The 23,712-nt window shown below is 50.6% G+C and carries 21 protein-coding genes; 7 read left to right on the top strand and 14 right to left on the bottom strand.

The genetic code is table 11. The annotated features are described in order from the left end of the window. The first annotated feature begins 163 nt into the window (after positions 1–163). The 3 genes from RGU75_RS07075 (at position 164) to RGU75_RS07065 (ending at position 2,852) form a co-directional block, all read left to right on the top strand. Positions 164–850 carry an SPOR domain-containing protein gene (locus RGU75_RS07075; RefSeq protein WP_322234360.1) on the top strand — a complete coding sequence of 229 codons (687 nt, stop codon included), beginning with the start codon at positions 164–166 and terminating at the stop codon, positions 848–850. Between the two features lie 165 nt (positions 851–1,015). Continuing rightward, a complete protein-coding gene (locus tag RGU75_RS07070) occupies positions 1,016–1,729 on the top strand; it encodes a thiol:disulfide interchange protein DsbA/DsbL (protein ID WP_322234357.1) in 714 nt (237 codons plus the stop codon). Positions 1,730–2,069: 340 nt separating this feature from the next. After that, complete coding sequence (locus RGU75_RS07065; RefSeq protein ID WP_322234355.1) at positions 2,070–2,852, top strand: SDR family oxidoreductase; 783 nt, start codon at positions 2,070–2,072, stop codon at positions 2,850–2,852. Positions 2,853–3,045: 193 nt separating this feature from the next. On the opposite strand, the gene RGU75_RS07060 is transcribed toward RGU75_RS07065, so the two are convergent. From RGU75_RS07060 to RGU75_RS07045, 4 genes are all read right to left on the bottom strand, one after another. Continuing rightward, positions 3,046–4,443 (bottom strand): amino acid permease, encoded by a 1,398-nt coding sequence (locus RGU75_RS07060; RefSeq protein ID WP_322234352.1) that lies wholly within the window; start codon positions 4,441–4,443, stop codon positions 3,046–3,048. Positions 4,444–5,005: 562 nt separating this feature from the next. After that, positions 5,006–5,326 (bottom strand): antibiotic biosynthesis monooxygenase, encoded by a 321-nt coding sequence (locus tag RGU75_RS07055; protein WP_322234350.1) that lies wholly within the window; start codon positions 5,324–5,326, stop codon positions 5,006–5,008. 68 nt (positions 5,327–5,394) lie between these two features. Further along, on the bottom strand, positions 5,395–6,459 hold the full coding sequence (locus RGU75_RS07050) for an MBL fold metallo-hydrolase (RefSeq protein ID WP_322234348.1): 1,065 nt from the start codon (positions 6,457–6,459) through the stop codon (positions 5,395–5,397). Positions 6,460–6,758: 299 nt separating this feature from the next. Continuing rightward, a complete protein-coding gene (locus RGU75_RS07045; protein ID WP_322234345.1) occupies positions 6,759–7,433 on the bottom strand; it encodes an ABC transporter ATP-binding protein in 675 nt (224 codons plus the stop codon). A 503-nt stretch (positions 7,434–7,936) separates the two neighbouring features. Between RGU75_RS07045 and RGU75_RS07040 the strand changes: the two genes are divergently transcribed. Beyond that, positions 7,937–8,272, top strand: a complete 336-nt coding sequence (locus tag RGU75_RS07040) for a hypothetical protein (protein ID WP_322234343.1) — start codon at positions 7,937–7,939, stop codon at positions 8,270–8,272. Between the two features lie 685 nt (positions 8,273–8,957). Here the strand turns inward: RGU75_RS07040 and RGU75_RS07035 are convergent. The 9 genes from RGU75_RS07035 to araD1 all read right to left on the bottom strand — a co-directional run bounded on the left by RGU75_RS07035 (position 8,958) and on the right by araD1 (position 18,816). After that, positions 8,958–9,680: a LuxR family transcriptional regulator gene (locus tag RGU75_RS07035; RefSeq protein WP_322234341.1), complete on the bottom strand. Its 723-nt coding sequence runs from the start codon at positions 9,678–9,680 to the stop codon at positions 8,958–8,960. Positions 9,681–10,488: 808 nt separating this feature from the next. Then, the gene (locus tag RGU75_RS07030; protein WP_322234339.1) at positions 10,489–12,084 is read right to left on the bottom strand and encodes an aldehyde dehydrogenase (NADP(+)); all 1,596 of its coding nucleotides are present in this window, start codon (positions 12,082–12,084) and stop codon (positions 10,489–10,491) included. 70 nt (positions 12,085–12,154) lie between these two features. After that, complete coding sequence (locus RGU75_RS07025) at positions 12,155–13,087, bottom strand: dihydrodipicolinate synthase family protein (protein ID WP_322234336.1); 933 nt, start codon at positions 13,085–13,087, stop codon at positions 12,155–12,157. A 68-nt stretch (positions 13,088–13,155) separates the two neighbouring features. After that, positions 13,156–14,766, bottom strand: a complete 1,611-nt coding sequence (locus tag RGU75_RS07020) for an altronate dehydratase family protein (protein ID WP_322234334.1) — start codon at positions 14,764–14,766, stop codon at positions 13,156–13,158. 17 nt (positions 14,767–14,783) lie between these two features. Continuing rightward, positions 14,784–15,581 carry a transporter substrate-binding domain-containing protein gene (locus tag RGU75_RS07015; protein ID WP_322234331.1) on the bottom strand — a complete coding sequence of 266 codons (798 nt, stop codon included), beginning with the start codon at positions 15,579–15,581 and terminating at the stop codon, positions 14,784–14,786. 37 nt (positions 15,582–15,618) lie between these two features. Continuing rightward, the gene (locus RGU75_RS07010; protein ID WP_322234328.1) at positions 15,619–16,347 is read right to left on the bottom strand and encodes an amino acid ABC transporter ATP-binding protein; all 729 of its coding nucleotides are present in this window, start codon (positions 16,345–16,347) and stop codon (positions 15,619–15,621) included. A 15-nt stretch (positions 16,348–16,362) separates the two neighbouring features. Then, positions 16,363–17,007: an amino acid ABC transporter permease gene (locus RGU75_RS07005; protein ID WP_322234327.1), complete on the bottom strand. Its 645-nt coding sequence runs from the start codon at positions 17,005–17,007 to the stop codon at positions 16,363–16,365. A 24-nt stretch (positions 17,008–17,031) separates the two neighbouring features. After that, positions 17,032–17,715 carry an amino acid ABC transporter permease gene (locus RGU75_RS07000; protein WP_322234324.1) on the bottom strand — a complete coding sequence of 228 codons (684 nt, stop codon included), beginning with the start codon at positions 17,713–17,715 and terminating at the stop codon, positions 17,032–17,034. 99 nt (positions 17,716–17,814) lie between these two features. After that, entirely contained in the window at positions 17,815–18,816 is a 1,002-nt protein-coding gene (gene araD1 / locus RGU75_RS06995) for an AraD1 family protein (RefSeq protein WP_322234323.1), read from the bottom strand. Positions 18,817–18,927: 111 nt separating this feature from the next. Between araD1 and RGU75_RS06990 the strand changes: the two genes are divergently transcribed. After that, on the top strand, positions 18,928–19,860 hold the full coding sequence (locus tag RGU75_RS06990; RefSeq protein ID WP_322234320.1) for a LysR family transcriptional regulator: 933 nt from the start codon (positions 18,928–18,930) through the stop codon (positions 19,858–19,860). 127 nt (positions 19,861–19,987) lie between these two features. On the opposite strand, the gene RGU75_RS06985 is transcribed toward RGU75_RS06990, so the two are convergent. Beyond that, positions 19,988–21,214, bottom strand: a complete 1,227-nt coding sequence (locus tag RGU75_RS06985) for an anthrax toxin-like adenylyl cyclase domain-containing protein (RefSeq protein ID WP_322234317.1) — start codon at positions 21,212–21,214, stop codon at positions 19,988–19,990. A gap of 672 nt (positions 21,215–21,886) precedes the next feature. Here RGU75_RS06985 and RGU75_RS06980 point away from each other — a divergent pair. Both RGU75_RS06980 and RGU75_RS06975 read left to right on the top strand, forming a co-directional pair. After that, positions 21,887–22,306, top strand: a complete 420-nt coding sequence (locus tag RGU75_RS06980; RefSeq protein ID WP_322240309.1) for a MerR family DNA-binding transcriptional regulator — start codon at positions 21,887–21,889, stop codon at positions 22,304–22,306. Between the two features lie 121 nt (positions 22,307–22,427). Continuing rightward, a complete protein-coding gene (locus tag RGU75_RS06975) occupies positions 22,428–23,612 on the top strand; it encodes an isovaleryl-CoA dehydrogenase (RefSeq protein ID WP_322234314.1) in 1,185 nt (394 codons plus the stop codon). Positions 23,613–23,712: the final 100 nt, after the last annotated feature.

Here is a 23,712-nt window from a genome sequence, read left to right as displayed (position 1 = left end):
CAAGAATTGAAGACGTCATTCGGTGTTAGTCTGGTTTGGTTGCGCTAAATTGTCGGGTTAAGACAGGCGTGGAGTTGGATCGACTAACGCTTCAAACCATGTATATCGTATATATCGTATACGTAATGGGCAATGAGTTGAATGTAATGAGGGAAGTGGAAGTATGAGCAAAATAGACAAACGCAAAAAAAAGCAAGCTGGCGGAACGTTCGTTGGTGTGATTCTGGGCCTGATTGTCGGTTTGGCGATTGCGGTGGTCGTAGCAATCATGATTACCAAAACCCCAACACCTTTTACCAATAAAGCACCAAAGGTCGAAAAGCCGTCCGACATCATCACCGCGCCTGAGCAATTGTCTGATCCTAACAAGCCGCTCTACGGTAACCGTGGTCAGGCCTCAACACCTGCTACCGCAGTTGCGCCTGTAGTAGTTCCTGATCGGCCCGTTAGTCCGGTCGTCGTTGCGCCAGCAGCACCTGATCTGATCGGCCAAAAGATTCAGGAAAAGCAGCACGAAGCCGCCAAAGCACCGATTATCGATAAATCGACCGCGGATAAAACCAAGAAAGTGGCCTCTGACATCGCCACAGCCAAAACTGACAGCGCAGACGATCACTGGATTTATTACCTGCAAATCGGCGCCTTTCGCGAGCAGGCTGAAGCAGAAAGTGCACGTGCCAGATTAGCGTTGCAGGGTTTTGAGGCAAAAGTCAGCGAACGACCATCCGATAATGGTTCACTGTATCGCGTACGTATCGGTTCATTTAGTAGCTTAGAAACAATGAACCGTATGCGTAGTAAGCTGTCTGACAGCGGCATCAGCACTGCAGTAGTGCGTTCAGCAAAATAACGTAGATGTTATCGGCGTCTTGTTCTTCGCCTCCCGTTCGCTATAAACGTGGAGGCAAAGATGGCGATAACAGCAATATTTGCAGTACAACCTCTTCGCGCAATTCCGAACGCTCCTGAAGCATCAGGGATTGCGCACTGTCTATCATTAGAACAAGGAAATCCCATGCGTTTTTTGCAACGTGCATTTGCCATTGTCGGCCTTAGTCTCACTCTCGGTTTCGTCGCCGCATCGGCCAGCGCTTCTCCTGCCAATCCGGTCGCAGGTACAGACTACAAATTGCTCGATACCGCGCAAGCCACTGATTCTGGCAAAAAAATCGAAGTCACTGAATTCTTTTGGTACAGCTGCCCACATTGCTTCGCGTTGGAGCCAGAGTTGGAAAAATGGGTTGCCAAACAGGGCGACAAGATTGATTTCAAGCGTGTCCCGATCTCTTTTGATCCACGCTTTTTGCCCCAACAAAAACTGTATTACACATTAGAAGTCATGGGTCAGGTACCAGCGATGCATAAAAAGGTATTCGATGCGATTCACGTCCAGCACCAGCGTCTGGATACGGATGCAACGATCCTTGATTTTGCGGTTAAGCAAGGCTTGAACAAAGCTAAGTTCACTGAAGTGTACAACTCGTTTGGTGTGCAATCGAAAGCCATGCGCGCAACCCAACTGCAAAACGCTTACAAAATTGACGGTGTGCCGATGATTGCCATCGACGGCCGCTTTCTGACTGCACCATCGATTGTCGGGACTTCAATGGGTAACGCGCCAGAGCCGGTCTTGTTTGCTGCCACGCTGCAAGTCGTTGATTCTCTGATTGCCAAAGCGACCGCAGAAAAAAATAAAACGGCTGCTCCGCCAGCGCAAGCCAAAAAATAATACGGATTTGTGGGAACTGTTCGTTAGCCATCAAGAACAGCTTAATAGGTGTAAACGGTGGCTAAACGATTACTAAACGGTTACTGAAATCTATTAGACGCGATTTGAGTCCGATTTTGATCCAAGTCATCGGTATCTGCGCTTCTGGTAATGGAGCCCGAACACCTAAACCGAGATTGTCTTTTGAACATTAAGATCTTTGTGCATTAGGATCTTTTAATACTGTTTGATTTAGTACCCTGGCCGAGCAAAAATTCTTCTCCAGGCTTCTCAAAAAGTTGTCAAATAGTCCGTCCCGCCCTTATCGGCAGAGGGCGGACTTTTTTTATATAGGACACATATGCAACGTGTATTTATTACCGGCGCTTCTAGCGGTATTGGCGCTGCCCTTGCGCAGCAATACGCAGCGCAAGGCGCTACGTTAGGATTGGTGGGGCGCCGTCGTCAGCCGTTGCAACAATTGATAGACCGTTTGCCTCATCGAGAGCGCCACCATTTATACGTTCTGGATGTGAATGATCACGAGGCGTTACGGATTGCCGCAGCAGACTTTATTGCAGAGGGCAATGGTATCGATGTGGTGATTGCCAGCGCGGGCATTTCTCAGGGAACGTTGACCGAATTTGCGGAGGATCAGAAAGTATTTGAATCGATATTCGCGACCAACATGCTGGCCACCGTTGCCACCTTCAGCCCATTTATTGCCACGATGAAACAACAAGCGCAAGCCGGTCAGCGCGATTGTCGTTTGGTCGGCATTGGCAGTGTTGCTGGTATCCGCGGCTTGCCCGGGGCGGGCGCATATAGTGGCTCGAAAGCAGCAGTGATGCGCTACTGTGAGTCGTTGCGCGTTGAATTGCGCGCCAGCGGCATTAAAGTTATCACGTTAGTGCCGGGTTATATTGATACGCCGATGACACAGGTTAACCAGTACCGCATGCCGTTTTTGATGCCAGCGGTCGCGTTTGCCGCCCAAGCCTGCGCTGCAATCACGCGCGGAAATAGTTATCAGGTCATCCCGTGGCAAATGGGTCTGGTAGCGAAATTATTGCGGATTTTGCCAAACTGGTTATACGATCTGGTATTCGCCAGAGCGCCGCACAAGGCGCGTAAGCCATCGTAACTAGCTGGCCCCGATATAAGCGCAGCCTAAACTGGTTAGATGGTATGTTGGTCAAATTGTCTTAGTTTGTTTGGGCCAGACAAACCTGCCAGCAGAAAAGTAAAAAAAGGCGTTCGATACTTCTAGTATCGAACGCCTTTCCATTAGCAATACGCGTTAAATCACTTTGTGTGATTTGTGCGATGCCGTAAATTTACTTCGGATGCAGCAACGACCGCTTACGCGCATAGCCGAAATACACCGCCAGCCCAATCAATAGCCAGCAACCAAAAGCGATCCACGTTACCGCTTGCAGATGCAACATTAAAAATACGCAGAAAAAGATCGCAGCCAACGGCACAAACGGCACACCGGGGCAACGGAAAGGGCGTTTGATATCTGGACGTGTTTTGCGGAATATCAATACCGCCGCTGAAATTAACGAGAACGCCATCAATGTGCCGATATTAATCAGCTCTGCCAACACGCCCAAGGGCACGACCGCCGCGATCAGCGCAAATACAATACCAACCAGCCACGTAGTAAAAAACGGCGTCGCAAAACGAGGATGCACTTTGGATAATTTTTTCGGCAATAGTCCGTCGCGTGACATCGCAAATAATATGCGGGTTTGACCATAAGTCATGACCAGAATCACTGTTGTCATTCCTATAATTGCGCCGAGATCGACAAAGCCAGCAACCCAGTTTTGACCCGCATATTGCAAGGCCAGTGAGACAGGATGATCGACGCCGAGAAATTTTTCGTAAGGGACAATGCCCGTCATGATGCTGGCGACGATCACATACAATATCGTACACACCGTGAGCGAAGCGATGATCCCGATTGGCAAATCACGGGAGGGTCGTTTGACTTCTTCCGCCGCCGATGTCACGGCGTCGAAACCAATAAATGCAAAAAATACGATGGCTGCTGCATTAAACACGCCTTGATAGCCAAAAGGCAGAAAAGGTTTCCAGTTAGCCGGCTGGACATGGTTCGCACCAACGACGATGAATAGCACAACCACGCTCAGTTTGATAAACACCATGATGTTATTGGCACGCGCTGATTCACGCACACCAATCGACAACAAGGCGGTGACGACTAGCAAGATGATGAAAGCAGGCAGATTGAACCACGTCTCCACGCCTGGCACCGAACCAGGCGCCGCACTCAGTATGGCCGGTATGTGAACGCCAAATCCGGCTAGTAAAGACTGAAAGTAACCCGACCAGCCGACCGAGACTGCCGATGATGCCAGTCCGTATTCCAGCAACAAATCCCATCCAATCATCCAGGCAACCAGCTCACCCATGGTGGCATAACTATAAGTGTAGATCGAGCCGGATACCGGCACGGTAGAGGAAAATTCAGCGTAGCACAATGCAGCAAAGCCACAAGCTACGGCGGCAACGATGAAGGACAGCGACAAGCCGGGGCCGGCGAGCAGAGCACCGGTTCCGGTTAATACAAAAATGCCGGTACCGACAATCGCGCCGATACCGAGCAAGGTCAGATCGAGCGGTCCAAGCGTGCGCTTCAGGCCACTACTATCATTCTGACTATCGAGGATCATCTGGTCGAGGTTTTTGGTGCGAAACAAACTCATGAAACTTCTCCGGTAAGGATATTACGGTGTCTCAATTGCCCGATAAGTTTGAGATCGATTGTGTAGAAGGGCGATAGGCTATGCGGAAACCTAGCTGCAAACCAAATATCCAAACCTGTCCGGTTGGCAGCAATGGTGAAGATCGTTCGCGTTGGATGGCGATGACTGCGACATATCGTCGTCAGGCATCGATCAAATAAGTACGCTACTTGGGATCGATAAAAATCCACGCAACGGAGATGGGCGACAAGCCTTTGGGTGCGCGGGCGGGATATCAGGTGATAATGGGGAGTGTGTGAAATGGGTTGAGTCAGTAAGCTAAACGAGTAGGCAAAATGAGGTGGACAGGAGAGCAACGCGTGAATCATGCGTCGCGGTAAGCCTCTACCGACCTGCCCGATACAAACGAGATCAAGCAATACGGCAATCATTTCCCAATGGAAATTTTCCCGTATTCTCTCATAATCGACGCATCAAATCCACGCTAGCGTAATGAAAATAAGAATTGAGCCTATAAGTGTGCCGACGTTAAGTTTCCATAAAATGATACTTTTTTAACGAATCAATCAGATTCGAAACCATAGTCGCGCTCGACTTTGGCAATCCTCGTTTTATAGTGTGAGTACCAATCAGAGCGTCCAGACGCTTGCGCAACCAGATGATCGGCGTTGGCTTTCCAGGCGCGTATTGCTTCTAGCGAGGCCCAGTATGAAACAGTAATGCCGAGCGTTTCCCGTGCAGATTCGATCCCAAGAAAGCCCGGTTGTTGCTGAGCCAACAAAACCATCCGATCCGACATGGCGTCGTAGCCTTCATCGTTGGCGGTTTTCAAGCTGGTAAAAATCACAGCGTAATAAGGCGGAGCAGGCGTCGCGGCGATCATCTTAATCCCGTAAAGATAAATGGGGGCTGTGCTTTAGACTTTAGACATCAGGCAAAGCGCCGGTTGCATCAATGCGTCTGAAAGCGATAAATATTGTCTGCATCCATGCGCCGCACAAGGACGTCGTCAAACCATAATTTATGTAAATGTGCCAGCGCCTCGCCGAGCGCAAAAGTCATTTGATGCGCGTCCAGAGCACGGGGAAACATGATCGGTACGATATCGCTGGCAGACTGCGGTGTGGCGCAAGCTTCAACTACTTCAGCCAGTCGGTCGCGATGATGGTCCTTCAGTTGATCGATACGCGTCTGTAAGCCACGGAACGGCTTGCCGTGCGAAGGCAGCACCAAGGTGGTTGTGGGTAGATTGCGATATTTTTCGAGCGAATCCAGATACTGCTGGACCGGATTAGACTCCGGTTCGATCGCAATCACCGACACATTGGTCGAGATGCGCGGCAGCACCATGTCTCCGGCAATCAGTAAATCGAGATCAGGACAATGCAGCGCCACATGCTCGGGGGCGTGACCGAAACCCGTAATCACGCGCCATTCATGCGTGCCGATACGAAACTTCTGCTGATCATGCAGTCGGTGATAGGCGTGCGGCACCGTGGGAACCATGTCCGGATAATAGGATTTGCGTTGCGCTACCTTCGCAATGACTTCAGGATCGCGCATGCCATGCATCTCAAAATGCGGCAACATCGAACTGCCATCGAAACCCGGCAATCCTGCCGACATCATTCGGGCCGACAAATATTCGCCAGCACTCATCCATAGCGGCGCTTGCCAGCGCTGACAAAGCCAGTCTGCAGAACCAACATGATCAGGGTGACAATGGGTGACCAGCACGCGCAACACCGGCAAACCATTTAATTGCGTAGCAAAAATATTCTCCCATGCACTCCGCGTGGCATCGTTTGAAATCCCGCAATCGACGATGGTCCACCCTTTTTGTACACCATGTGCGGTTTCTAACCTATCTTCCAGCAGCCATAAATTGATATGGTTCAGCGCAAACGGCAATGCCATGCGCAACCAACGTACGCCGGGCGCAACTTCAAGCGTAACGCCAACCTCCGGCAAAATATCCGAAAATGCGTAGTCGAGCTGAGCTTCGAGGGGATTCATTAAAACATCCTTGTAGAGTGAACGGCCAGATCAGCAGCGTCGATGCGCGTGATCGGAGTGTGAGACGGAAAGTGAAGAGCACTAACCAGACTTGCGAAAGGTAATGCTCGTCTCTTCATTGGGAGGTTAGTTTCTTTGATTTTGCCACGGAAGACGACATAACGTCGGCAGTGCACTATTTTGGGACTACGTTGCCGTTTTCACGCGAGCTGCATGGCAAGCTCGGGTAACCGTATATTTGCCCTAGCGCCACCATAAGATCAGTTAAAGTTGATCGCCGGTCACTGCATAAAGCCCAGCTATTCCCCCAAATCGATGATCGCGGCCAGCGGCGCAGTGCACGGCGCCTCGTAATGCGACAGTACCCACGCACGCGAAGAATGATTCGCCACTCCGTCCAGGAACCGCATCACAAAGCCAATGGAACCCTTATCAAGTGCAGCAAAAGGATCGTCCAGCAATGTTACCGCTGCGCCAGCGGCGAAAGCGGCCGCCAGCCAGACTTTGCGCTTTGACCCAGTGGAAAGCATGTAAAGATTCTTCTCCAGATGCGGCGTCAGCGACAAACCGTCTATCAAATCGGCCAACAAGACCTGATCGAATCCGGGATACAAAGCGTGCAAAGAGGCGAAATACGCAACCGGCGTCATCTGATCAAAAGCATCTGATCGCATATCGATCCAAAACACCTGCCGTCGATAGGCGGCAGGCTGGTCGACCAGCTTCACGCCGTTAATCTCCAGATCACCTTTAGCGGCTGGCAGTTCACCCGCCAACAGACGTAGCAGCGTTGTCTTACCGCTACCTTCGCCACCGCGCACCAGTGTCACTCCCGGTGGGATACGCGTAGACCAATCAGTGAATACGGCGCCTTGCGCGTAATGGAAGCACAGCCCGTTGACTTGCAAGACTGGCGATGGGGGAATGGCAGCGTGTTCGATGGGAGAGCCCACTTTCAGTTTGAGATCGTGCATGCATTGTAGAAATACGCTGCGAGGTTTGTCAAACCAACGCGTGACTTTTAGTGATGATTTTTTGCGATCAGGCGTATTGGGAGCGGGGTTCGTGATGGATGCGCCATTTCTTCGTTGATTGTGAGCAAGTGACGAAGAAATGGAATCGGTAATCTACTTCACAAAAAGCATCATGATGCCCTATACTCTTTTTGTCTCTGAGAAAAAGGAGGCCGAGTTTAGTAGCTCGATTACGTTTGGCACACAGGCCGCGCAATGCGGTCTTTCTTGTGTGTCTGCCATTGTTGTTCCTTCTATGGGCGACATTGGTAGGGAGGCTTCGGCCTGCCGGCAGCCAAACGTACCGGTCTACTAACCTTGCCATTTGTCGCCCACCCCATTTCAAATTGGGATGCGGTGTAACCGTAAAAGGAATCAACAATGCTTAGAACCATCACGTCTACCGCATCTTCTTTACCATTCTTTAAGCGCCTAGCTGTCCAAGTCAACACGGGAGTGCAATCATGAGCCAGCCGAGCATGACACCGCCACCGCCGCCAGAGCCAGAAGCATTCCATCAGCCATTTTCATGGCTTCCTTTGCATCATCAGACTAATCAATGCGCGCAATTTTATGCGCTGACGGTGGATGTCTGCGAAGGGATAAAAACATGTCTTGATTTGGTCCATGTAAGCAATGCGGACCGCGGCACCGATGTCAAGCCGACGCTGGATATCATTGCCACGGAGCGCTTGTTGCGCCTTGCATTGACGTCCGCTCAGATGCTGGCGAATTTCGCCGCGCATCGTATTGATCAACTTGATCGCCACGTCAGGCTTGGGCCATTAGTGACGGCTTAATGACAGATTAATGTCAGATACATTGATACTGCGGTCGGAGTGCGGCAAAGGTCCGTTCACAGACGCGGACGCTTTGGACGCACTCGTGATCGAATGCAGGCCGAGCGCGATCAAAATCGTCTAGACCATTTCGACTTCCTTATTCAATTGCGGAGATTCCATCATCTGACCATCCGAGGGTGAATGTGCAGTTGCGACGCAATAAGTCTTTAATGAAGTGCATCAGAGGCACTGTATCCCGATAACCTATCAGAATTGATAGTTACTTCCCTTCGCATTTTGTATAACTATTGAGGTTGTAAAACGTTAAGAGTGTTAACGAGCTTTCTAAAAAAATCCTCGACCAGAAAAACAAAGGAAAGTGATGATTCAACGCTACGTATGGATAGGGCTATGTATCGGGTTAGCCATCTTATTTTTGGTGTGTGCTATGTGGTATTCGGATCAAATTGCTAAGATTTTATTAAAATACAAGACTATAAAACCACGTCCGATTTCTGACACTGCCACACCGATATGTTGCAACCACAATTGCAATGAAGGTCGTAATTGCCCATTGAAGATTCAGGGTTTGATGGTGCTAACGGAAAAAGCAGAGTTGGTTCTACGATCAACTTCTTCCAAAGAGACGGCGCACTCTCACGCTTAAGGTGGCAATTCGGTAGCAATAACGGTAGCAATAAATTCACGCAGGGATAATTAATTTTTCTTTAATCGCTTTAATGACCGCCTGCTGTCGCGTCTGGACATTGAATTTCTTTTTCATATTCGCCACGTGAAAATTGATCGTCGCTTCCGAGCAATGAAGAATCTGAGAAATTTCCCACGATGATTTGCCTGACATTACCCATTTGATGCACTCGAGTTCACGCACTGTCAGTTTTGTTGGCGCTTCAATGGAAGGTGATACTGTCAGAAATTTTTGCGATGATTCCAATACATAATCGCGAATCAACGATAGTTCTCCCAGCACCAGCGGTCGTCCGCTATAGGCTTCGTGGTTCACGTTATCTGCGACAAAACTCAGCGTCCCACACTCTCCTTGCGGCCCATGTACCGGATAGCTGATGCCAAAGCGCAAGTTATACTCGCAAGCCCGTTCATATAGCTCTTTCTGTAGCCGACCTTTAAAAGTATTCGGCGTCCACATAATCGGCAACGCGCTAACAGTGCAATGCGCAAAGACTGGATCAATCCGATGAAGCGCTGATTGTTCGTAAGTTGCCAGCCAATCTTGATGGTAGTTGCTCTGAAGAAAAGAAAGCACATCAGGCTTTTTTTTCCCGGGTAGAACGCCGTAAAGGACTTGCTCAAATCCACTGTTTTTTGCAGTCTTGAACAACGATGCGCTCCATTCCTGTTCTGTTTTGCAGTCAAACAGGTTCAACAATTGCTCTAAAAGAACCATAGGAAGTTTGTCATTAGGAGGACCCCTTTATGTACACCAGAAACAATCGTATACCGAGTGACAACAGCTATTTTGGTCGTTGCGATCCTGGCAACGGTTACGTTCTACCGGGGTAACCAGTAAGGCGATGCGACTGCAATTACTATCATCATTACAGACAAAATCACTAATCAAAGCGCGTGTTGCTGCAGCTATGGTGCCGAATGGGTAGAACACCATTACTTCTTTAATATTGACTATTGATCAATAAGACTAAACTCGCTCCTATTTCTTAAATTTGATTATTTTTGGAATATACGACTACTTATCAAACATTTAACAGATGTTTTTTTGTTAATGCATAGACATTTATGCAATATTTTTTATAAGTCATTCCAGAAAAATTAATATTTCATTAGTAATAACGACCAACATGAGGTTTCCTTAAGCCCTTTGCGAAAAATTTCTGAAAAGCATGTGGAGGATTTTTGGATAAGAGGAGGATAGATGTGGCGGACTGTTGCTATCGATTAATCTGGAAATGACACGGGGATTGAGTGACTGCCAATTGAGCGGCCAATGTAAGTATCGTAGAGACGTGGTGCAATTGCTGGATTGATTGCATGGTCAGCAGCGTATCGCAGACTGGAAACTTGCCAACCTTACTTCGCTTGACTGAGTATGGAATTTTTTCTTGTGCGCTTTTTAAATTTTTTCGGCCAAATCGATACGTAAAAAGCCGATGCACACACGGTTGAGCGATACACCCCGAAAAGAATGTTTCGGGGGCGTATGTTCACGATAACGGTCTTTTAAATCTACAACGTCATCACGTTACGACATTGGCATTATTAAATCGCAACTGGCCATCGACGCGGCGTAGTAAGCCAAGCGGGTTGTCTGTCTTAAGCGCGTCGGGCAGCAGTGACTCAGGCATGTCTTGATAGCTTACCGGCCGCAGAAACCGGAAAATAGCCTGACTACCGACGGATGTAGACTTGCCGTCGGCAGTTGACGGGTAGGGACCGCCATGGACCATGGCGTGACCAACTTCTACGCCGGTCCCGAATCCGTTCACCAGGATGCGACCTACACGACGTTCCAGCGCAGGCAAGAATCCACGGAATTCGGCATGATCTGCCTCTTCGATATGAATTGAGGCTGTCAATTGACCTTCGAGGCTTTCTACAATTGCCAGCATCGTCGCCAGATCCGGACAGCGAACAATCAGCGACGATGCACCGAATATCTCTTGCTGCAATGCGGCATGTTTTTGGAAGGCTTCCGCTGTAGTAGAAAACAACGCCGCCTGTCCTTGATACTGTGTGCCGCCTTTGCCGCGCGCCTCGGTGCGAACGTCAGGGTGATCGCCAATCGCTGTGACACCCATGTCGTAGGCTTGATGTATACCCGGCGTCAGCATGGTCGATGCCGATTGTTCATTCAGCGCAGTTTTCGCCGCGTCTATAAATGTGTTCAGAGTCGGACCATCGATGGCCAGGATAAGACCGGGGTTGGTACAGAACTGTCCGGCGCCAAGTACCAGCGAGCTGACAAATTCCTTGCCGATTGATGCTGCGCGATTGGACAGCGCATGCGGAAACAGTAGCACTGGATTGATGCTGCTCATTTCGGCATACACCGGAATCGGCTCTTGTCTGGCTGCGGCAAGTTGCATCAAAGCGGTGCCACCAGCACGTGATCCGGTAAAGCCAACTGCCTTGATGCGATGGTCGGATACCAGGCCTTGGCCAATACTGCGTCCGCTGTCGAATAGAAGCGAGAACGTACCTTCCGGCAAATCACAATCACTGACTGCTTTTTGAATCGCCCGACCAACCATCTCGGACGTACCTGGATGTGCCGAGTGGGCCTTGACGATGACCGGGCAACCTGCCGCCAGGGCCGACGCTGTATCGCCACCGGCGACGGAAAAAGCGAGAGGGAAATTGCTGGCACCGAATACGGCGACGGGGCCAACCGGAATGTTCCGAAGGCGCAGATCTACCCGCGCAAACGGCTTTCTTTCTGGCTGCGCCGGATCGATCCGGGTTTCTAGAAAGTCGCCGTTTCTGACCACGGCGGCGAACATGCGAAGTTGACCGACCGTGCGCCCACGCTCTCCTTCAATGCGACCACGCGGTAAGCCGCTTTCGCTGACACAGCGCTCGATCAGATCGTCGCCGAGTTCCAGAATGTTTTGAGCAATCGTCTCTAAAAAAACCGCTCGCGCTTCAAGCGATGTTTCACGATAACGATCAAATGCCTGCCAGGCCAACGCGCATGCCTGCTCAAGGTTCTCTTGCGTGGCTCCGCCGAAAAGCGGCGCAAGTATGGCGCCGGACGCCGGATTGACGGCATTGATAGTGCCGTTTGTGCCACGTGTAGCGCGGCTGCCAATTAATGACTCACCTAAAATCTGCATATAAGATTCCTTGAAAAATAAGAAGTAGATCTGCTGCTTGCACTGCGATGGTTTGCCGCAAGCGGTTGTATTAATTCGCCCAACGCAAAACTAGCGGGTCGAGGCGGCGCGCGATCTGCATCAGTCCGTCGCGGGTTGCCGGATGGATGGGTTGAAGCGGGTGGCGTAATGCGTCTGATGCGATGATTCCGCCCTCTTTCATGAGGATTTTGCACGTCGCCAGACCACCTTGCCGATTTTCAAAATTAATCAGCGGCAACCATTGTTGATAATAAGCTGCGGCTTGTTCGTGATCACCGGCCTGATAAGCGTCGATGATTTTACGAATCCCGTCCGGGAAGCCCCCGCCGGTCATTGCGCCTGTCGCGCCAGCATCCAGATCAGCCATCAGCGTGATGGCTTCTTCACCATCCCACGGCCCCAGAATGGCGTCGCCGCCAAGTTCAATCAGTTCGCGCAGCTTTGCCGCAGCTTGCGGTACTTCAATTTTGAAGTAAGAAACGTTGGCGATTTCTTTGGCCATTTTTGCCAGAAATGACGCCGACAATGTTGTCCCGCTGGCTGGCGCATCCTGAATCATGATCGGAATATCGATGGCATCGGAGACGACCTTGAAAAAAGCTTCAATGCCACGCTCTGCGACGCGGAATGTGGCGCCATGATAAGGCGGCATAATCATTACCATTGCCGCACCGGCATCCTGCGCACTGCGGCTTCGCTCGGCGCAGATACGCGAGCTGAAGTGGCTGGTCGTCACGATGACCGGCACGCGTCCTGCAACGTGTTCCAGCGCCGTGTTCATCAAAATGGTGCGCTCGTCATCGCTGAGCACAAACTGTTCTGAAAAATTGGCGAGAATGCAGATCCCATCCGAACCGGCATCGATCATGAAATCGAGGCAGCGGCGCTGTCCGTCCAGATCAAGATTGCCCTGATCGTCGAAAATGGTCGGCGCTACTGGAAATACGCCACGGTATTCAGGCTTGTGATTGTCATTGGTCATGATTTTTTATTCCATTTAAGCTGTGAAGCGATTCGCTGTATGTCAGGTGAGTTCTAAGGGGCTAATCATCACGTGATCGCGCCGATTTGCCATGGCACGAATTCGTTTTGTCCATAACCGTGGACTTCGCTACAGCTGCGTTTGCCGGAGGCAGTGTCGAGCATCAGTTGAAACAACTCCCTGCCTTTTTCTGCGATAGTGGCTTCGCCGGTCAGAATGGTGCCGCAGTTCAAATCCATATCTTCCTGCTGGCGCTTCCAGAGCGCGTTGTTGGTCGCGATTTTGAGTGAAGGGGTGGGTGCGCAACCGTAAGCGGAGCCGCGTCCGGTGGTAAAGCAAATGAGATTTGCGCCGCCAGCGACCTGTCCGGTGGCAGAAATTGGGTCGTAGCCCGGAGTGTCCATAAAAACGAGTCCTCGGGCCTTCACCGGTTGAGCGTATTCGTAGACTTCGACTAGATTGGTATTGCCGCCTTTGGCAATGCCGCCCAATGATTTTTCCAGCACTGTAGTCAGTCCGCCCGCCTTGTTTCCCGCGGATGGATTATTGTTCATCGCTGCATTGTTTCTGGCGCAGTATTCTTCCCACCAGTGAATTCGGCTGACCAGTTTTTCGCCAATCTCGCGACTCACGGCGCGGCGTGTCAACAAATGTTCAGCACCATAGATTTCCGGCGTTTCGGACAGGATTGCGGTCCCACCGTTTTGAACCAGCAGATCCACGGCAGCGCCCAAGGAAGGATTGGCAGAGATACCCGAATAGCCATCCGAGCCGCCGCATTGCAATCCAACAACCAGATGGCTTGCCGGTACCGGCTGCCGGTGAACCCGGTTTGCTTCGGTCAGCATTTGGTTGATGATGTCGACCCCACGCGTGATGGTCTTGGCGGTTCCACCGGTTTCCTGAATATTGAACGTTTTGAGAAAGTCAGCTTCGACCAGACCTTGCGTTTCCATAATTCTGGAGATTTGGTTGGTTTCGCAACCCAGGCCGATGACCAACACGCCAGCAAAATTCGGATGGTTTGCATAGCCGCCCAACGTACGCTGGAGCATGGCCAGGCCTTCGCCTTCCGGATCAACGGCACAACCGGCGCCGTGGGTCAGCGCGACCACGCCATCCACGTTCGGGAATGCGCGCAACGCTTCGGGAAAAATATCTCTGCGAAAACGATCCGCAATCGCTCGCGCCACCGTGGCGGAGCAATTAACGGAAGTTAGTATCCCAATATAGTTGCGTGTGGCAACCCGACCGTCGGCGCGAACGATACCATCAAACGTTGCCGGTATCTCGTTCAACACAGTGGGTTTGGAATCGACGCAGAACGCATAGTCACGAACAAATTCACCCATGACCAGATTGTGGGTATGTACATGCTCGCCGGGCAAAATCGTGCGGCTGGCAAAGCCGATGATTTGTCCATATCGCTTGACAGCCTGACCTTGCTCAATCCGTCGCACCGCTACTTTATGGCCAGACGGGATCAAGCCGGAGACGCGAATATCTTCGCCGGTCAGGACAGTACCGCCCACTAACTGACTGCGCGCGATGACAACATCGTCATCTGCATGCAGTCGCACTGCATGGGCTTCTGGTGCTTGGGCTGTGGGTGTTGGGGCAGTCGCTACCGCGGCCGTCACTACGACAGAAGGGGCTATCTCTTTTTTGATCTCAGGCATGTCAGCATTCGTCCAGTTTAGTTAAGCATGTCGGCAGGAAGCGAGACGCCAAAATATTTCTTATAGATGTCGTTTAGCTTGCCGTTTTTAAGATTGATCTGGACCCATTTATCCAGGTAGGCTTTCAACTCGGCATCGTTTTTGCGGATGCCTATACCGAGCGGGAAAGTCTTCATGATAAATTTCGTTTCGACATCGCGCGACGGATTGGCTTTTTTGACTGCGGGGATCACACTCATCGCTGCCGCGAGGTAGTCTTGCTGACCTGTCGACACCGCAGTATTGGTGGTGGCGTCATCTTCATATCGGACAATATTTACGCCAGAAATTTCCTTCACGCCAAGGGTTAACTCCATGTCGCTGGTCGTCCCGCGGGTGACAGCGACGGTTTTCCCAATCAGGTCGGTATACGTGCCGATTTTTTGTTTGACCGGACCGCCCACTACCACCTGGATGACGCCATACGGATTGGAAAAATCAATGACCTTCTTACGCGCATCGGTGATGGAAAACGAGGCGATGACCAGGTCTGCTTTTTTGGTCAGCAGAAAAGGCACGCGGTTAGGTCCGGAGACCGGGACGACTTCAAGTTCTACGCCGAGATCTTTGGCGAGCAGTTGAGCAGTTTCGATGTCGGAACCGCTTTGCTTAGCTTTGCCATCGAGCATTCCGTAGGGCGGTGCACCGATATCGACGGCGATCAGGATTTTTTTGCGTTGTTGAATATTTTCCAGCGTATTGGCTGTAGAAAATGACGATAAGGTCAACAGGCAAAGCGCCAACAGACTGGCGGATAGAACATTACGTTTCTTCATGGTCTCACTCCTAGTTATCGGTCTCGCGGCCGTTTTATTAAAATCCACTACCCACAAATTGGGTCAGTTCTGCTGTCTCGGGTCGCGTGAGCATGTCGCCGTTTCCACGTTCCCAGACCACACCGTCATGCATGAAAAGAATTTGGTCGGCGACATTACGCGCAAAATGCATTTCATGGGTCACCAGCACCATCGTCATGCCATCCGCCGCAAGATTTTCAATCACCTTTAATACCTCGCCGGTGAGTTCTGGATCCAACGCCGATGTCACCTCGTCAAAAAGCATCAGTTTTGGCTTCATGGCAAGCGAACGTGCAATGGCGACACGCTGCTGTTGACCGCCGGATAGTTGCTCCGGATACGCCGCGGCTTTGTCTTCGAGGCCCACTTTGCGCAGAACGTCTTTGGCAATGTCACGCGCGTCGGCGCTATTTAAGCGGTTCACTTTGCGTGGTGCCAATGTGATGTTTTCTTCCACCGTCAGGTGCGGAAACAGGTTATAACTTTGAAACACGATACCGACATCCTTGCGCAGAGTATGCAAGTCGATCTTGCCTTGATGCATATCGCGGCCGCACACTTTGAGCGTGCCGTCGTTGATACTTTCCAGTCCGTTAATGCAGCGCAGCGCGGTACTTTTTCCCGAGCCGCTGCGGCCGATCAGCGCGACGACTTGGCCCTTTTGCACGTCAAAGCTGACGCCTTTTAAAATTTCATTGCTACCAAACGATTTACGCACTTTGTCGAAATGGACGATGCTGTTCATTTGCCTGTCTCCTTATTAGCTTTTTTTGAATTTCCGCTCAAGCCTTGAGGCGAGGCTGGAAAGCGGATAACACATTGCGAAGTAAATGATGGCGGCAATGGTGAATACTAGAAACGGTTCAAACGTCGAGTTGTTAACGACTCTTGACGAGTAGGTCAGGTCGAAGACGCCGATCACCACTGCGTAAGACGAATTTTTCACAATTTGCACCAGAAACCCGACGGTAGGCGGGATGGCAATCCGGGCGGCTTGGGGCAGAATCACGTAAGCAGCGGTTTGTATCGGTGTGAGCGCGAGGCAGTCGGCTGCTTCCCATTGGGTGCGCGGCACGGCTTGAATGCAGCCCTTCCATATCTCGCCCAGATAGGCGCCAGAATAGGCGGTCAAGGCGAGTCCGGCGGCCACGATGGCAGGTAGATCAAAACCTGCCACGCTGATGCCGAAATAAACAACAAACATAATGACGGGCAGTGGAATGCCCTGCACTACCTGCACCATGAACCCGCTAATCCGGCGCATCCATTTATTGCTGCTGCTGCGCGCTAACGCAATGGGCAAGCCAAGAATCGTGCCGCCGATAAAGCCCATCGCAGACAGGATCAATGTCCAGCCCGCGCCTTTGAAGATGAAGAAAATATGGTCGATCGTTAGTCCGTGCATGTTAGTTTCCTTTGGCGGTTCAGATTAACGCTGCGCATTAAGGCGACGGCGTCGGGGGAATGCAAAGTTGGCCCCTTGTTCCATGATCAACCGTAACAGCCACGACAACGCCAGATAAACAACGGCTAGCACGATATATATTTCGAAGCCCCGAAAAGTCTCGGATTGAATCCGATAGCCAATCGCCGTCAATTCCTCGGCGGAAATCTGGGACATGATCGATGTTGCCAGCATCATCAATACGCACTGGCTGATCAGGGATGGATACATTTTTTCGATGGCTTGCGGAAGAATGACGTGTAAGATAACGCGCCATCGCGGCAGCCCAAGGCACTCGGCGGCCTCAAGTTGACCTTTTGGAATCGACTCAATGCCAGCGCGAATAATTTCTGTGGTGTACGCGACGACATTGACGACCAAAGCAAAAATAGCCGCTGTTAAAGCGGGAACCCGAAACTGTAAAGCAGCCAGCCCGAAGAAAATCCAGAATGCCTGGATCACCAATGGCGTATTTCTGATGATGTCGACATACCAGGCAACCGACCTGGCAGCCCATCGCGGGCCAAATACGCGGATGACCGCAAAGGCCGAGCCGAACATGACGCCCAGGACAATGCTGATGGCGGACATGCGAACGGTGAGCCCGACGCCGTCGAGTATGTCGCGCCAGTTATTGAGCAAGAAACTGAAATCGAACTGGTAGTCCATGGTGTTATCTCCTGTCTGGCGCTGTCCAATAGGCTGGATAGGCAGCACCTTTTTTTATGAGAGCTGTGAAATGAGAGCTTCGAAGTTAAAGTTGATAGGTCAAAGTTGAAGCACGCCGCCTGCACTGACATGTCCACTGCTGCGCTCGAAGGAGTTGCACAACGGCGCGCCGAACGCGGGCAAGCTGATTTCAAAGGTGTCGCCCTCCCGCGTTGCTATGCCATCTGCGAAAGAAATGGTGGCAGAACCGAAGAAGTGGACGTGGACATCGCCCGGCCGCAAGAATTGCGCGTATTTGAAATGGTGATATTCAAGGTTTTCTATGGTGTGAGTCATATTTTTCTCACCCGTTAGAAACTGCTTTTCCCACAACAATTTGCCATCGCGATGTATGCGGCTGACGCCGGAAAGATCGCTCGGTAAAGTACCAATATTGAGTTCGGGGCCAAACGAGCAGTAGCGTAATTTTGAATGTGCGAGGTAAAGGTAATTGCGCCGCTCCATGATGTGATCGGAAAACTCGTTACCAATCGCGAAACCAAGCCGATAAGGCTTGCAGTCGGGACCAATGACATACAGGCCTGTCAGTTCGGGCTCTTCGCCTGCGTCTTCCGCGAACGCGGGAACCGGGATGGCGCGGCCAGGATGAACGAGTATGCCGCCGTCGCCCTTGTAGAACCATTCCGGCTGCACACCGGGCGTTCCCGAGCGCGGTCGCCCGCCTTCCAGGCCCCATCGAAAAACCCGCATCGAGTCAGTCATTGCTTCATGCGGCACCTGATCGTGGTGCATGGCGTCGCGCAGTGAAGCGCTGCCCAGATGGGTCAGCCCAGTGCCGCTGATCAGGCAATGCGCGGGATCTTCGTCATGATCGAGAGGGACTAGAATACGGGATTCCGCGAGAATGGCTTTATAAGAGTCTCCCGGCGTGTGGCCAAGTGCAGCAATTTTTGATTCAAGGCTGACGCCGTCGGAAATGGCATCCAGAGCAAGCTGACGGGTCGCGCGAACGTTGTTGACAATATGTACAAGGTCGGAGCCGGTATTAACGACGCCCACGCGACGATGTCCTTCATTGTCCAGAAATTGGATCAGTCTCATTTTTGTCTCCAGCAGCCGTTTTGTATTTTTTGTTTGTGCAGCGACTATAGGGGACGTCATGCTTGATGTATATTGAATTGTTTCCATCTCGTGATTACTTTTACGACTCACATGAAAAATACCATTGATGTGCTGATGTCCCGGTTGCGCATGAAGCAACTTCACCTGTTGATTGCGCTGGACGACCATAAGTCTCTTCATAAGGCAGCAGGCGTTCTGTCGATGACACAGTCGGCGGCGAGCAAGGTGCTTCACGAGCTCGAATCGATGTTTGAAGCACCGCTGTTCGAACGATCCAAGACCGGCATGATTCCCAATCAGTTCGGGCATTGCATCATTCGATACGCACGGCTAATGGCGACCGACCTGACGTCGTTGTGCCACGATATCGCCGAAATAAGATCCGGTCGAGGTGGGCGGCTTGCAGTCGGTACGATCATGGGGGCCGTGCCGGAAGTGTTGGTGCCAATTCTCAACTGGCTGCATACCAGACAGCCCAATCTCTCCATCGAAGTTGTGGAGGATACAAGCCTACGCATGCTTTCGCTGCTCGACGACGGTCGCCTTGATCTGGTGATAGGTCGCGCCAGTGTCAGCGATCAACCCTCTAAATATCACTATCAACCACTGGGCGATGAGTCGATTTCAGTGGTGGTCGGCTATGCGCACCCACCGTTTGAGGGAGAGTTGACACTGAAGGACTTAAAGGATCATCGATGGCTGGTTTATCCCGGTCATATGCCGCTGCATTCGCTGCTGCAAAGAGAAATGGATCAGGCTGGCATTAGCATGCCGTCGAATCAGATTGCGACCGCATCCACCTTCGTGACAGTGACTATTCTGCAGCGAAGTACAGACCTGGTCGCCTTACTGCCGACGGACGTTGCGAAGTTATTTGTGGCGCATAAGATGGTACGTATTTTGCCATTGAAGCTGCAATCAAAATACCAGACTTTCGGCATTGTCACTAGAAAGGGAGGCACGCTTTCCCCTGCCGCCGACCAGTTTATTCAGCTGCTGCGGGACAGGAATCTGGTGCATTGAGTCGGCTTTAGAAGGTCATTGTGACTGCTGCATAGACGCGGTTAATTTGAATGGTCAATATCAGCGTAATTCGACGGTCGTAATTTGGTCCAAAATTTGGAAAGAACTTGTGTGACCTAATTTTTTATCATGTGTCAAGTGTTGTAAGTGCCTCTTGGTAACTGCTGCGCCGGACCTCGCTAACCTCTTTTTCCCATAATGGATTAAGCGGCATGTGATAGCCACCGTCCTTTGCCTCTTGTACTAATGTCGCTAGCTCTTGACTATTATTAATGATGCTCATCACCTCGAATGGACCGATTTTTATAGGTAGAAAAAAAGTCGCAGGATAATTCGACGAAGGATCCGTAGCAGGGCTGCCAGAATCGGCACTGTGGTGCACCACTTTCTCGCCATCACCGACCAAGGCGTGATTAATGACGGGGATCATGTCGCGTATTCGTTGTGTTGCGTTACCGATATTTTTATCTTCTTTTTCAGAAAATTTATTTTCAGAGCCATAAGCTTCGACCAACTCCGCATTCAAGTTATAAGGACCCACCATTTCTTTGCTGTGCATCCGTTGATAAGCATCGACCTTGTTTCGCAACACGATTGGTGCAATATCAGGCACAGGTAGATTATCTTGCGCTCCAACATCGCCAAGATGCGGCCCGATCAAAAATAGATCGTAATCTGCTGTCAATGCCCTAGCTTCCATTGGAGATTGCTGATCAATTTTTGGCGCTAATACTTCAATCGGGGCTCCTTGAAAAGTGATGACATACCTATCCTGATCATTCTGTATCTGGCGTGAAGCTTCACATTGAAAAACGTGATTGCTGGGGGCTTTCGCGCTGAACGTCACTATTCCTTGGGCGTTCTCAAGCGATAAATTGGTAATGACGCCTAGTTTTAATAAGCTATTTAAGCGTTTTGGCGATATTGATAGCGGTATGGCTATGACATCGCCATTTTGGATACTGGATTGTGCGTACTTATTAAATTTCGCAATCTTCTCCTCAGACGCATTTTCCAATTTGCTGTAACGCTGATTCACGCAAATCATCCCTGCCTGCGGTCCCCACGAAGCACTTTTTCCTTTGTCACAAAAACGTTTGGTCGGGTGCCCATTTTCAATTAACTCGGTCGCTAACGGATCTACCGGACGGAAACCTATGATGCAGTTGTAGTCTTGGGCCAGCTTTTGCAACGGCGCTAAATGCGCGGTGACGATGCCGGTTTGACTGCTGACATGGTCTATCACATCCTTAATCGATTTTTCGATACTGTTTTTTTTCGACGCCACCAATGATGATTTGCTCATGCTGTTGGGCGTGATGGACGATGCATTAAAACCTGGAATACTGTTCATAATTTATTTGTAATAGGTGTTTTAAAATTTGGTAATAACCACACGTCTTCACCTAGCTACGCGCTTGAAAGAGCGCAGCGTGAGCAGGTGTTCTAACTCAAGGCCTAAACCAGCCGCTCTAACTATCGTCGTCGCAGGTTTGATCATGTTTTATGCTATTAGCGAATCAAGCCGCAGACAATAGGACGTGTCTGGGTTTTGGTCGGTGTTAATTGACTTTTGTCGCCGTACGCACGCGCATGCGCTTGTCGCGCTTTATGCGGTTGCCGGATGCAATCGCGCATTTAATATGGCTTGGGAAGGATGCGCATCTTCTCTTTGATGGTCTTGAATACCAATATTGCGGAATGTCACAGGTTTCATTCCCAAGAGAAATTGTTGTTTCAATTATTCAAAGAAGAATTTGATTGACGTTAACGTTAACTGCGGATAACGTAGCGTACGTAACCTAAACCACATTAAATATGGTTTGCATCCCTTGTGTTACCGACAAACCTTTAAGCTACTTTAATAGGTATTGACCGAACAATCAGATTTCCGAAGTGCGACGTACTGTTGTATGGATCGAATTGTCAACCCGATCTTCAGCCCGCTGTTTAATCCAACTTGGGATTGAGCGGCAGGCTCCGTGCTACGGTTTTTAGAAGAGCTTTGAAAGTATTGCCGCCCATTATGCCGACCTACACCATTACCGAACTTGCACATGAATTTGACATCACGCCGCGGGCTATTCGGTTTTATGAAGACCAAGGCCTGCTGAGCCCTGCGCGCGAAGGCGCGGGTGGGCGAAATCGTGTTTACGCCGGGCGCGAGCGTACGCGGTTGAAGTTGACATTGCGTGGTAAGCGCCTTGGTTTGACGCTGCTGGAAATCAAAAGCCTGGTCGACATGTACGACTCGCCTAAGGATTCCGTGGCACAGCTTGAACGTTTTCAGGCGGTTCTGGCGCATCACAAGCAGTTATTGGAACAGCAACGCGAAGATATCGAAATCACGTTAGCCGAGATTTTAGTGCACGAACTCGAATGCGTGAGATTACTGAAAACCAATCAATTTAAGCAACAGAAAGCCGACCCGGACAAAGTAATTTAATACTTGGAACAGCGCCGTAAATGCTGCAGGTAGTCCGCGTGATCTGAATATTTAAACGATGGTAATGGAAATAGGAAATCGCTATTCGAGCCCGCCCCCTAACAACAAATGGAGTAAACATATGGTGCATCTGAACGGACTAAATTTTGATCATGGCGAAGATATCGCCGCTTTGCGTGAAACGATTCAACAGTTTGCGGCGGCAGAAATTGCCCCACGTGCGGCAGAAATCGATCGTACTGACCAATTTCCGATGGATTTATGGAAAAAAATGGGTGATTTAGGCCTTCTCGGGATTACTGCTGATGAAGCCTACGGCGGCATCGGACTGGGCTATCTGGCGCATATCATTGCATTGGAAGAAATTTCTCGCGCATCGGCTTCGGTCGGACTTTCTTACGGCGCGCATTCCAATTTATGCGTCAATCAGATTAGTCGTAACGGCAATGCAGAGCAAAAAGCCAAATATTTGCCTAAATTGATCTCTGGGGATCACGTCGGCGCGCTCGCCATGTCGGAGCCAAATGCTGGCTCTGACGTGGTTAGCATGAAGTTGCGGGCGGACTTAAAAGGTGACCGCTGGGTGCTGAATGGCACCAAGATGTGGATCACCAACGGTCCTGATGCAGATGTGTTGGTGGTCTATGCCAAGACTGATCTGACGGCAGGCGCTCGCGGCATGACGGCGTTTTTGGTTGAAAAGGCTTTTAAAGGTTTTAGCGTCGCGCAAAAGCTCGACAAGTTGGGTATGCGCGGATCGCATACCGGCGAACTGGTCTTTCAGGATTGTGAAGTCCCTGTTGAAAATGTCCTCGGTAGCGTCGGCAAAGGTGTGAACGTGTTGATGTCTGGACTCGATTTTGAACGGACAGTTTTGTCAGGCGGCCCACTTGGCATCATGCAAGCCTGTATGGACGTCGTCGTTCCGTATGTACATGACCGCAAGCAGTTCGGCCAGGCCATTGGCGAATTTCAATTGATGCAAGGCAAACTTGCTGACATGTATTCCACCATGATGGCCTGCAAAGCCTATGTGTATGCCGTTGGTCAGGCTTGCGACCGTGCCAAAACACCGGAAGCTGCACGTGCTTTACGTAAAGATGCTGCGGGCGCGATTTTATATTCTGCCGAAAAAGCTACCTGGATGGCGGGCGAAGCAATTCAGGCGCTGGGCGGCAACGGTTATATCAACGAATACCCGGTTGGTCGCCTATGGCGCGACGCGAAATTGTATGAAATCGGTGCAGGAACCAGCGAAATTCGTCGTATGCTCATCGGACGCGAATTATTTTCTGAAACGGCTTAATGTTTGTCCTGCGTCTGCCATAAGTTAATGCTAACTAGCCATTGGCCAGGTAGCAGGCAACGCGCAGTTTTGTTAATTCGCTTCAGGCGGTACACTTTAT

This window comes from Glaciimonas sp. CA11.2 (genome assembly GCF_034314045.1).
GTDB lineage: Bacteria > Pseudomonadota > Gammaproteobacteria > Burkholderiales > Burkholderiaceae_D > Glaciimonas.
Note: the sequence above shows the minus strand (reverse complement) of the source record. Positions and strands in the feature narration are given on the sequence as shown.